The sequence below is a fragment of the Halomonas heilongjiangensis genome, from assembly GCF_002879645.1.
GTDB classification, from domain to species: Bacteria; Pseudomonadota; Gammaproteobacteria; order Pseudomonadales; family Halomonadaceae; genus Halomonas; species Halomonas heilongjiangensis.
In genome coordinates this window covers 1-10,247 of sequence record NZ_PNRE01000056.1, presented here as the reverse complement: position 1 = coordinate 10,247, position 10,247 = coordinate 1, and the positions used below count along the sequence as shown (strand labels likewise).

Below are 10,247 nucleotides of genomic sequence, written 5' to 3'. Positions count from 1 at the left end.
GGCTCCGCCGAGCGATTGGCGCCGATAGGCGCCCCGGCGGTGGCCTCCAGCGTGGCGGATGCCCACCATCCCCTGTGGGAGCTTGGCTCCGCCGAGTGATTGGCGCCGATAGGCGCCTTGGCGGATGCCGGCAACGGGGGAGACGAGCACCCAGCGCCGCTTCGCGCCGCCATCGCCCCGCAAAGCGTGGCTCCCACAGGGGGCCCCGCCTGTGCCCCTTGGCTATGCTGATGTTGGAATGTCCCATCGCTAGGACGAGGCCATGGAAATGGACCTTCCTCGCAGCCATGCGCTGCGCAAGGGGCGACGATCAATTCCTGGTTACTGCTACTTGATCACTGTCGTGACCAAAGAGCGGTTCCCATGGTTCAGTGACTTCGAATATGCCGCAATGGCTTGCAGGAGTTTCTACAGCGATAGTGTCGTTGCCCAGTCGGATACGTTGGCCCATGTCGTCATGCCGGACCACGTCCATTGGTTGCTCCAGCTCAAGGGCGAATTGAGTGAAGCCGTACGGCTCTACAAGGCTAGCGTCTCGCTGGAGGTCAAGCCCGGCATGTGGCAGCGAGGTTTCCATGATAGGGCGCTGCGATCGGATGAAGACCTCCGTCAGGTGGCGCGTTATATCGTGGCCAATCCATTGCGGGCCGGGCTGGTCGAGGATATCGGCCAATACCCCTACTGGAATGCCGTATGGCTATGAGTCTCTCGTGGCCAAGCTCCCACAGGATGGTAGATTCCCTGACTTGTGGGAGCTAGCCGGCTACCGAACGCTTATCGGTAGCGAAACACCCGCAGGCTCGGCAGGAAGGGCTCGTCTTCCAGGCGTTCGTCGCTGCGCCGCGCGCGGGTGCGGCTCTCGGGGGGCTTCGGCGGGGGCAGGTTGTGGTCGGGCAGGCGGCCGTCGGGCGAGGGCACGAACAGCGGCAGCGCCACGTTCAGCGCCCGGCGGCTGCGACCATCCTCCAGCGGTTCGCGAAAGAACAGGTTGGCGCGCATCAGCGGCGCCTGGCGCTGTACCTGGGCCAGCGGTTCGCCGTCCGGGATGCCGGCCAGCTTGCGCAGCTGGATCCTCACATGGGGCGCCTCGGCGTCGAGCTTGAGCAGCCGCTGCTCGGCCTCGCGCACGCTCAGCCGCTTGATCGAGCGCCCGCTCGAGTACCACGCCAGCCGCACCCGCGCCACCGGCGCCTCGGCCACCGGGATCGCCCGCCAGCACTGCTTGAGGTGCAGCCGCGCCAGCCCCCGGCCGCGCAGGTGGTCGTGGAGCGCCGGGTGGCGGAAGGGCAGCACCGTCTTGACCTCGGGGATCAGCGCCGGCACCTGCTCGCGAATCTGGGCGAGCAGCGCGGCGAAGGCGGCCTTGGCCGCATTCACCTCGGCGACCCGGGCCAGCAGCGCCTCGCCGGCCGCCACCAGCCCGACATGGGCCCGCGTCGCCCGGCCGTCCTGGCCGTCGTGATACCAGAAATCCAGTAGCGCCCGGCGCAGCCACGGCTCGCTCGCCGGCTCCGTGCCGAAGGCCCAGCTCGCTCCCGGTGCCTGGTGGTAAGCGCCCAGCAGCGCCTCGGTGCGCAGGATCAGCGCATCGAAGGCCGCCTCCACCTCGGCCAGCAGGCGATACTCGGGCTTCAGCAGCCCGGGTGGGTGCGACAGGCCGGGCGGGTGCCGATCGGCGGTCACTGCAGGCCACCGTCCCGGTCGGCCTGGGCGAGCAGGGCATCGATATCCATCTCGTCCATGGCCGGCTCACCGGTGATGCGGTGTGACTCGTCGGCCCAGGCGCCCAGGTCCAGCAGCCGGCAGCGCTTGCTGCAGAAGGGACGGTAGGGATTCTGCTCGCTCCACAGCACCTTCTTGCGGCACTGCGGGCAGGCGACTTCCAGGGGGCGATTCGATTGCGGCGACGTCATGACATTCTGTCTCGGGGTTGGGGTCTCGGGGTCGGTCTCGTGTCAGGGCACTGAAGGCGAGCCTGCCAGGTTTCGATAGCGCCGGTCCAGTTCCGCGACCTGGGCGCCCAGGGCCTGCTCGTCCCCCCCATTGTCGATCACGTCGTCGGCCAGGGCCAGGCGTTCGGCGCGCGGCATCTGGGCGGCCACGATGGCCCGTGCCTGGGCCTCGTCGACGTCGTCACGAGCGGCGGTGCGTACGATCTGCAGCGCCTCGGGCACGTCGATCACCAGGCGGCGGTCGACCAGCCGGTGCTGGCCCGACTCGAACAGCAGCGGCGAGACCAGCAGCACATAGGGCGCGCCCCGGGCCTGCAGGCGCGCCAGGTGGGCCAGCAGCCGCTCGCGGATGCGTGGGTGGGTCACCGACTCCAGCCAGCGCCGCTCGGCCTCGTCGGCGAAGACGATCTCGCGCAGCGCCCGGCGGTCGAGCCGGCCGTCGGCCAGCAGCACCCGCCGGCCATGGCGCGCGGCGATCTCCGCCAGCGCCGGCTCGCCGGGCTTGACCACCTCGCGGGCCACGTCGTCGGCATCCACCCAGGGAATGCCCAGCGCCGCGAAGGCCCTGGCCACCGTCGACTTGCCCGAGGCGATCCCGCCGGTCACACCGATGATCAAGCTAAGTCCCCCTTGGGGTCAGACCCCAAAATTCGCTTAGGGGTCTGACCCCAAAGCGCGGTTAATAGAGCAGGCCGAGGTAGGCCGCCATCAGCGGCTCGCCGGCGAGCAGGGCGAGCCAGCCGGCCACCACCAGGTAGGGGCCGAAGGGCATCGGTGCGCCGCGCAGCCGCGGGATCGCCAGCTGCATCAGCACGCCGATCACCGCGCCGGCGCCGGCCGAGAGGATCAGCACCAGCGGCAGGCTCTGCCAGCCCAGCCAGGCGCCCAGCGCGGCGAGCAGCTTGAAGTCACCGTAGCCCATGCCCTCCTTGCCGGTCACCAGCTTGAACAGCCAGTAGAAGCTCCACAGCGCCAGGTAGCCGGCCATGACGCCGATCACCGCCGAGGAGAGCAGCAGCGGCTGGAACAGCAGCTGGTAGAGCAGCCCGGCCCACAGCAGCGGCAGGGTGAGCATGTCGGGCAGCAACTGGGTGCGCAGGTCGATCACCGCCATCGCCAGCAGCGTCAGGCAGGCGCCGAGGATGAACAGGCCCTGCCAGGTCGCGCCGAAGATCGCCACCACCGCCAGCGCCAGCGCGCCACCGGCCAGCTCCACCAGCGGGTATTGCGGGCTGATGCGCGCCCGGCAGCTGGCGCAGCGCCCGCGGCGCTTGAACCAGCCGAGCAGCGGGATGTTGTCGTGCCAGGCGATCGGCGCCTCGCAGGCGGGGCAGATCGAGCGCGGCGTCACCAGGTTGAAGCGCGGCGTCTCCTCGCTGGGCAGCTCCAGCGCCTCGCGGGCCTCGGCCCGCCAGCCCTGCATCAGCATCACCGGCAACCGCGCGATCACCACGTTGAGGAAGCTGCCCAGGCAGAGGCCGACGACGGCGGCCAGCGGCCAGAGCAGGGAAGGGGGTAAATCGAGCAATTGGCAAGAACCTTCTGGCAAAGAGTGGGAAGCGGGGCCAAGGTCATGAAGTTACAAGCTTCAAGCTTCAAGCCGCAAGGAACGCCTTGTGGCTTGCTCCTTGTGGCTGGCCCCTAGATCACGCTGCCCAGCTCGAAGATCGGCAGGTACATCGAGATCACCAGGCCGCCGACCAGCACCCCGAGCACCACGATGATGAACGGCTCGAGCAGCGAGGTGAGGGTGTCGACCTTGTTGTCGACCTCCTCCTCGTAGTAGTCGGCCACCCGGTTGAGCATGGCGTCCAGCGAGCCGGCCTCCTCGCCGATGCCGACCATCTGCACGGCGAGCGGCGGGAACTGCTCGGTCAGGCGCATGGCGAAGTGCAGCTGCTGCCCGGAGGAGACGTCCTCGCGGATCTGCTCGACGGCGCGCTCGTAGACCTTGTTGCCCGAGGCGCCGGCGGCGGTGGTCAGCGCCTCCACCAGGGGCACCCCGGCGCCGAAGGTGGTGGCCAGGGTGCGCGAATAGCGCGCCACGCAGGACTTGTCGAGGATATCGCCGATCACCGGGATCTTCAGCGACAGGGCGTGCATGCGGTAGGCGAACGCCTCGGAGCGCTTCATGCCGGCGCGGATGAAGAAGATGAAGGCCGCCAGGCCCAGCACCGCCCACCACCAGTACTGCTGGGCGAACTCCGACATGGCGATGGTCATGCGGGTCATCGCCGGCAGCTCGGCGCCGAAGCCGTGGAACAGGCTCTCGAACTGCGGCACCACCTTGATCAGCAGCAGCGCGGTGACGCCGAAGCCCACCGCGATCACCGCCGCCGGGTACCACAGCGCCTTCTTGACGCGCCCCTTGAGCGACTCGATCTTCTCCTTGTAGGCCGCCACCCGCTCGAGCATGCGGTCGAGCGAGCCCGACTGCTCGCCGGCCTCGACCAGGTTGGCGAACAGCCGGTCGAAGTGCTGGGGGTGGCGCTTGAGCGCCTCGGAGAAGCTCGAGCCCGCCGCCACGTCGTTCATCAGCTCCTGCACCAGGGCGCTCATCGCCGGCTTCTTGAGGCTCTCGGCGACCACCTGGAAGGCCTGCAGCATCGGCACCCCGGCGCGGATCATGGTCGCCATCTGGCGCGCGAAGAGCATGATGTCGCGGGGCTTGATCTTGCCCATGCCGCCGCCGAGCCCGCCCTTGCGGCGCACGGTCTTGACGACGATGTTCTGGCCCGTGAGCTCCTTTTCCACCTCGGCCTTCCTGGCCGCGATGATCTCGCCGCTCACCTTGCGGCCGTTGGGTCCCTTTCCGCTCCAGCGCCAGCGATAGAGCTTGATCTTTTCCGGCGCGCGCATCGTGCGTGTGGCCATGAATGTTCCCTGCGTCGTTGCTAGTTGTATAGTCTGTTATAGGCCCGGGGGGCTTTATGGTGTTGTTACCGTTTATGGCATTCGTGTTGTCGCGCGTCACGCGCCGCCCGCGGGTGCCAGGCCCGCGGCGGCGCCCCATGAGCCCCTCCCTTCAGTCCTTGGTGACCCGGTTGACCTCGGCCAGGCTGGTCAGCCCCTGCATCACCTTGAGCAGGCCGCTGCGGCGCAGGTCGGGGTGGCCCTCTTCCCGGGCCTGGGTGTCGAAGTCCAGGGAGTCGCCCCGCTTCATGATCAACTGGCTCATGGCGCTCGAGATCGGCACCACCTCGTAGATCCCCACCCGGCCCTTGAAGCCCTGGGTGCAGTGCTTGCAGCCCACCGGTTCGAAGATGGTGGCGCGGTCGACCTCCTCGGCGTTGAAACCCTGCTGCAGCAGCACCTCGCGGGGGATGTCGGCCGGCTGCTTGCAGTGGGGGCACAGCTTGCGCGCCAGGCGCTGGGCGATGATCAGGCTCACCGAGCTGGCGATATTGAACGGCGCCACCCCCATGTTGGCCAGGCGGGTGAGGGTCTCGGCCGCCGAGTTGGTGTGCACCGTCGAGAGCACCAGGTGGCCGGTCTGCGACGCCTTGACCGCGATCTCGGCGGTCTCCAGGTCGCGGATCTCGCCGACCATCACCACGTCGGGGTCCTGGCGCAGGAAGGCGCGCAGGGCGCTGGCGAAGTCCAGGCCGATCTTCGGCAGCACGTTGACCTGGTTGACCCCCGGCACCTTGATCTCCACCGGGTCCTCGGCGGTGCAGATGTTGCGCTCCACCGCGTTGAGCAGGTTGATGCCGGTATAGAGGGTCACCGTCTTGCCGCTGCCGGTGGGGCCGGTGACCAGGATCATGCCCTGGGGGTGGTCGAGCACCGTCTCGTACATGGCGCGCTGCTCCGGCGTGAAGCCGAGCATCTCGATGCCGAGCTGCGCCGAGGCCGGGTCGAGGATCCGCAGCACCACCTTCTCGCCGTACACCGTGGGCAGCGAGTTGACGCGGAAGTCGATGGAGCGGCTCTTGGAGAGCTTGAGCTTGATCGCGCCGTCCTGGGGCAGGCGGCGCTCGGAGATGTCGAGCCGCGACATCACCTTGAGCCGCGCGGCGATCCGCGCGCGCATGGCGAACGGCGGGTGGGCCACGTCGTGGAGGATGCCGTCGATGCGAAAGCGCACCCGGTAGCTGGTCTCGTAGGGCTCGAAGTGGATGTCCGAGGCGCCGCGGCGGATGGCGTCGAGCAGGATCTTGTTGACGAACTTGATGATCGGCGCGTCGTCGCCGGCCTCGGCGTTCACCGCCTGGGAATCGATCGCCTCGCTCTCGCCCTCGTCGTAGGCCAGCTCGCCGATGGCGTCGTCGACCCCCTTGAGCTCGTCGAGCATGCTGTGCTCGCTCTGGGTCAGGTAGTTCTCCAGCGCCGGGCCGAGCTGGTCGACCGGGGCCAGCACCCCCTCGGGGGTGAGGCCGGTGGCGAACTGCAGCTCGTCGAGCTGGGCGAGCGTCGAGGGGAAGGGCACCGCCACGGTCAGCCGGTGGCCGTGGCGCATCAGCGGCAGCACCTTGAGCCGGCGCAGGATCTTCTCGGGGAAGTCGCCCGCCGGCGGCAGGCCGTCGGGGCGCAGGGCGTCGAGGTCGATGATCGGCAGGCCGTACTCCCAGGCCGCGGTCAGGGTGGCCTGGCGGGCCGCCACCAGGCCCGACTCGATCACGTGCTCGAGCAGCGACAGCTCGGCCTCGCGGGCCTCCTGCTCGGCGCGCACCGCGGCGGGCTCGGAGAGCAGCCCGTCCTTCACCAGCCGGCGCGACAGCCCGCGCAGGCCGTCGGGGCCGGAGACCCGGTGCCCCGCCCCGGCCAGCGGCGACTCGGCGGGTTCGACCACCTCGGGCGGCATCTCGGGGGCAGGGGAGCGATAGTCGTTCATGGCGCCTCGCGGGTGCAGCGGAGGGTAGTATCACCCACGATTCTAGCCCCTGCTGACCGCCCCCGCCCAGCAGTTCGCGCCGCCGATTCAACCTTTTCCTTGATCCAGCGTAATGATTCTGCTCCTACGGCCGGGATGAGAAGGCTCAGATTGTCCTTGCAGGGTTGTCATCTGTAATTTATTGTAAGCACTAGGGGCGGGCCGTCGGGCAGGGCGGCTCGCCCGCAAGTGGCGGTGGCGGCGGGTTTCCGCGCCATCCAATGTCATTCCGCACGGGCTGCAGAAGAAGGCAAAGGCCAGACCGGCCACGGCGGACAGGAGCAAGGGGCAGGGCCATGATGAAGCAAAACATGCAGGACATGAGGCGAGTGAAGAGCGGGCAGGGCGGCTTTACCCTGATCGAGCTGCTGATCGTGGTGGCGATCATCGGCATTCTGGCGGCAATTGCGATTCCTAACTATGTAGGTTATCAGCAAAGAGCGCAAGATTCTGCTTGTGAGCAAGAACTGGCTTCAATTCGTACACCTGTCCTTATGGGTGATATTGCTGCTGCGGATGTAGGTGATTATGCACCTAATTGTGCTGGGGCAACTTTGGCTGTGACTATGCCTCCGGCAGATGGGTCTGCAGAAGGTTCTATTGATGCAACAGGTGGTGTAACTGGCGGTACTGGGGATGATGTTTCAGTGGTATTGGGTAGGACTGTTTCAGTGAACTGAGACAACTAAAGAAGTGTAAAGGGAAATGAGGGACAGCCCCCATTCTCCCTCTAGCCTGAATCAACCAGCGGCCGGCAGAAATGCCGGCCGCTGGCGTTTCTGCCGCCAGCAACGCTACAGCCCTGGTGGTAGCACCGCGGCAGGTGCAGCGTCCATGCAACGATCGATGTTGCACTGCACAAAAATCCCTGCTATTGTGCACTGCAGTAGGGCGGGAATCTCCCGTTCCACGGCATTCAGAACCCCGGAGGTTCCCATCATGACCAACGCATTCGCTTTCGACACCAAGTCATTCGACACCGCCCAGCTCGAGTCGCTGTTCTTCGGCCCGGCGCGCGCCTTCGCCGCCCTGTCCATCGACTTCACCGAGCAGCTGGTCACTGCCCAGCTCGACGCCACCAAGGCCTATGCCGATTCCAGCCTGGCGCAGCTGCGCAGCCTGGTGGAGGTCAAGGATGCCGAGGGCCTGAAGAGCTACCTGGAAGGCCAGCAGCAGGTGGCCAAGGACCTGACCGAGCGCCTGAAGGGCGATGCCGACAAGGTCGTGGCCCTGCAGCAGGACTTCATCCAGGAGAGCCAGAAGCTGACCGAGGGCAGCGTCCAGCAGGCCCAGGAAAGCCTGCAGCAGGCCACCGAGACCGCGACCAAGCCGGTCAAGGAAGTCGCTTCCAAGGCCAAGTAAGTCGGGCCCGCCCCGCGGGCCACGATGCCGCCAGACCACGGGCCGCCGATCGACGATCGGCGGCCCGTTTGTGTGGGTAAGGGTAAGGGTAAGGGTAAGGGTAGGGTAAGGGTAGGGTAAGGGAGGCGGCCTGCGGTTCCGCCCCCCCTGTAGGAGCTTGGCTCCGCCGAGCGATCGGCGCCGCAGGCGCCTTGGCGGTGGCCGCCAGCGTGGCCGACAGCCGCCCAGCGCCGCTTCGCGCCGCCATCGCCCCGCAAAGCGTGGCTCCCACAGGGCGGTAGAGCCCCTGCCTCTGGGAGCTTGGCGCCGCCGAGCGATCGGCGCCGCAGGCACCCCCCAGGGGCGGGCCTCGCCGCCATTTCCCGCCTAGCGTGCATCGACCAGCGGCCGGCATTTCTGCCGGCCGCTGGTCGTTGTGCTGCCCGAAACGATAAATCCCTACAGATAGAACCGCGGCAGGCGCCGGGTGCGGCGCTGCCGGGCACGGCCATCGGCGGCGGTGCGGGGCTGGTCCCAGATGGTCAGGAAGCGCTCGGTGGCGATGGCCGCCGGGCGGGCGGGGTGGGGGCGATCGTGGGGCTGGGCCCCGGGGGTCGCAAGGCGTTCGTGGGTCATGGCGTGTCTCGGGCCGGCTTGCCGGGGGCAAGGGGCACGCTCCTCTAAGTGAGTTTGGAAGCATTTTCCGCCATATTCGACTTTAGTTCAAGAAAAACGCCCCGGGTCGATGCCGTTCGGCAGTGGAAGCGCCGTGGCCGGTGTTCTTGCTTGCTGCACATGCCTTGCACATCCGGCGCCTACACTGAGGGGACATGTCCACCGAAAGGAGTTCGCCATGCGCGGGATCGGATCCACCACAGCCCCCCTGCTGCTTGCCGCCTTGCTCGGCCTCACCCTGGCCGCCGGCCCGGTGCTGGCCCAGCCCGCCGACAACCCCGGCCGCGGGCAGGGACAGGGGCAGGGGCAGGGACAGGGGCAGGGGCAGGAGAAGAAGGCCCCCGGCCAGCAGCGCCAGCAGGCCGAATCGCCCCGGCGCGATCGCGACTACTGGCGAGAGCGGGAGCGTGAGAGTCGCGGCGAGGCTGGCGATGACCGGCGCGACGGCCCGCGGATCGACGAGCGCGAGGTGCGGCGGATCTTCGAGCAGCGCCGCGACTGGGTCCGCATCGATGACCGCGACAGCCTGCCGCCGGGCATCCGCATGAACCTGGAGCGCGGCAAGCCGCTGCCCCCGGGCATCGCCAAGAACTTCGACGACCGGATGCTGGGCGAGCTGCCGCGCTACGACGGCTACCGCTGGCGGCGCGTCGGCCCCGACGCGGTGCTGGTCGACGCCACCAACGACGTCATCCACGCGGTGCTGCGCGATATCCTCGACTGAGGGGGCCTTGCCGGTGGCGTCTGTCGGGCAGGGGGGCAGTCCCCAAGGCGGCCGCCGCCGGCGCCGGGGCGATTCCCCCTCGGGGGGCTGACGCCATGGGGGTGGGCCTCGGTGCCTTCTCTGGTGAACGTGCAGCCATCGCCGAGATATTGTCGGGCCAATGAGGGATGGCCTCCATTTCTCGCCTGGCCCGGATCCACCAGCGGCCGGCATATGCCGGCCGCTGGCTTCATGCGGGGAGCGGAGCCCGCCCCCGAGTGACCTCAGCTGTCACCATTACCGCCGACGAATCCTCTCAGCCGGTCCCGAATCGCCTCGATGCGACCCTTGGCGGGCTCGGCGGCGCGCTCCGCGGCCCGGTCGAGCCCAGGCGCCTTCACCTTGCCCTCCGCCTCGACGTCGGCCTCCTCCATATCGGCCTCGGCGTCCGCGTAGGCTTCGGCCTCGGTATCGGCTTCCGCATCGTCCTCGGCATCGGCGTAGGCATCGGTTTCCGAGTCGACGCCGGCATCCGCATCGGTGTCGGCCTCGGCATCGGCGTAGGCATCGGTTTCCGAGTCGACGCCGACATCCGCATCGGCCTCGGTATCGGCGTAGGCATCGGTTTCCGAGTCGACGCCGGCGTCGGCCTCAACATCGGCCTCGGCCTCGGTATCGGCGTAGGCATCGGTTTCCGAGTCGA

The 10,247-nt window shown here is 68.1% G+C and carries 11 protein-coding genes and 1 pseudogene; 4 read left to right on the top strand and 8 right to left on the bottom strand.

Features of this window, described 5'->3' with window-relative positions; all coding sequences use genetic code 11:
• The first annotated feature begins 262 nt into the window (after positions 1–262).
• Positions 263–703 carry an REP-associated tyrosine transposase gene (locus C1H66_RS12980; protein WP_240618305.1) on the top strand — a complete coding sequence of 147 codons (441 nt, stop codon included), beginning with the start codon at positions 263–265 and terminating at the stop codon, positions 701–703.
• A gap of 71 nt (positions 704–774) precedes the next feature.
• Here the strand turns inward: C1H66_RS12980 and C1H66_RS12975 are convergent, their stop codons facing one another.
• The 6 genes from C1H66_RS12975 to pilB form a co-directional block, all read right to left on the bottom strand.
• Entirely contained in the window at positions 775–1,683 is a 909-nt protein-coding gene (locus tag C1H66_RS12975; protein ID WP_240618304.1) for a DNA replication terminus site-binding protein, read from the bottom strand.
• A complete protein-coding gene (gene yacG / locus C1H66_RS12970) occupies positions 1,680–1,913 on the bottom strand; it encodes a DNA gyrase inhibitor YacG (RefSeq protein WP_102628309.1) in 234 nt (77 codons plus the stop codon). Before yacG ends, C1H66_RS12975 begins: the two co-directional genes overlap by 4 nt.
• Before the next feature lie 42 nt (positions 1,914–1,955).
• Positions 1,956–2,570 carry a dephospho-CoA kinase gene (gene coaE, locus C1H66_RS12965; RefSeq protein ID WP_102628308.1) on the bottom strand — a complete coding sequence of 205 codons (615 nt, stop codon included), beginning with the start codon at positions 2,568–2,570 and terminating at the stop codon, positions 1,956–1,958.
• 61 nt (positions 2,571–2,631) lie between these two features.
• Positions 2,632–3,480, bottom strand: coding sequence for a prepilin peptidase (locus C1H66_RS12960; protein ID WP_102628307.1), 849 nt, complete (start codon positions 3,478–3,480; stop codon positions 2,632–2,634).
• 113 nt (positions 3,481–3,593) lie between these two features.
• Positions 3,594–4,826, bottom strand: a complete 1,233-nt coding sequence (locus C1H66_RS12955; protein WP_102628306.1) for a type II secretion system F family protein — start codon at positions 4,824–4,826, stop codon at positions 3,594–3,596.
• 151 nt (positions 4,827–4,977) lie between these two features.
• Positions 4,978–6,786, bottom strand: coding sequence for a type IV-A pilus assembly ATPase PilB (gene pilB, locus C1H66_RS12950; protein WP_102628305.1), 1,809 nt, complete (start codon positions 6,784–6,786; stop codon positions 4,978–4,980).
• Between the two features lie 359 nt (positions 6,787–7,145).
• On the opposite strand from pilB, the gene C1H66_RS23430 reads away from it, so the two are divergent.
• Together C1H66_RS23430 and C1H66_RS12940 are read left to right on the top strand one after the other, a co-directional pair.
• Positions 7,146–7,505, top strand: a complete 360-nt coding sequence (locus tag C1H66_RS23430) for a prepilin-type N-terminal cleavage/methylation domain-containing protein (protein WP_205738661.1) — start codon at positions 7,146–7,148, stop codon at positions 7,503–7,505.
• A gap of 259 nt (positions 7,506–7,764) precedes the next feature.
• Positions 7,765–8,187, top strand: a complete 423-nt coding sequence (locus C1H66_RS12940) for a phasin family protein (RefSeq protein WP_102628304.1) — start codon at positions 7,765–7,767, stop codon at positions 8,185–8,187.
• Between the two features lie 438 nt (positions 8,188–8,625).
• On the opposite strand, the gene C1H66_RS22905 is transcribed toward C1H66_RS12940, so the two are convergent.
• Positions 8,626–8,802 (bottom strand): hypothetical protein, encoded by a 177-nt coding sequence (locus C1H66_RS22905; RefSeq protein ID WP_170064146.1) that lies wholly within the window; start codon positions 8,800–8,802, stop codon positions 8,626–8,628.
• Between the two features lie 217 nt (positions 8,803–9,019).
• On the opposite strand from C1H66_RS22905, the gene C1H66_RS12935 reads away from it, so the two are divergent.
• Positions 9,020–9,565, top strand: coding sequence for an anti-virulence regulator CigR family protein (locus tag C1H66_RS12935; RefSeq protein ID WP_102628303.1), 546 nt, complete (start codon positions 9,020–9,022; stop codon positions 9,563–9,565).
• A gap of 263 nt (positions 9,566–9,828) precedes the next feature.
• Here C1H66_RS12935 and C1H66_RS22900 read toward each other — a convergent pair.
• Positions 9,829–10,247: pseudogene (locus tag C1H66_RS22900) on the bottom strand (MSCRAMM family adhesin SdrC); the annotation flags it as partial.

Bases quoted from the DNA above. Each gene is read 5' to 3' on its own strand.
- C1H66_RS12980 (WP_240618305.1), top strand. From the start codon at position 263: ATGGAAATGGACCTTCCTCGCAGCCATGCGCTGCGCAAGGGGCGACGA.
- yacG (WP_102628309.1), bottom strand. From the start codon at position 1,913: ATGACGTCGCCGCAATCGAATCGCCCCCTGGAAGTCGCCTGCCCGCAG.
- C1H66_RS12955 (WP_102628306.1), bottom strand. From the start codon at position 4,826: ATGGCCACACGCACGATGCGCGCGCCGGAAAAGATCAAGCTCTATCGC.
- pilB (WP_102628305.1), bottom strand. From the start codon at position 6,786: ATGAACGACTATCGCTCCCCTGCCCCCGAGATGCCGCCCGAGGTGGTC.
- C1H66_RS23430 (WP_205738661.1), top strand. From the start codon at position 7,146: ATGAGGCGAGTGAAGAGCGGGCAGGGCGGCTTTACCCTGATCGAGCTG.
- C1H66_RS12940 (WP_102628304.1), top strand. From the start codon at position 7,765: ATGACCAACGCATTCGCTTTCGACACCAAGTCATTCGACACCGCCCAG.
- C1H66_RS22905 (WP_170064146.1), bottom strand. From the start codon at position 8,802: ATGACCCACGAACGCCTTGCGACCCCCGGGGCCCAGCCCCACGATCGC.
- C1H66_RS12935 (WP_102628303.1), top strand. From the start codon at position 9,020: ATGCGCGGGATCGGATCCACCACAGCCCCCCTGCTGCTTGCCGCCTTG.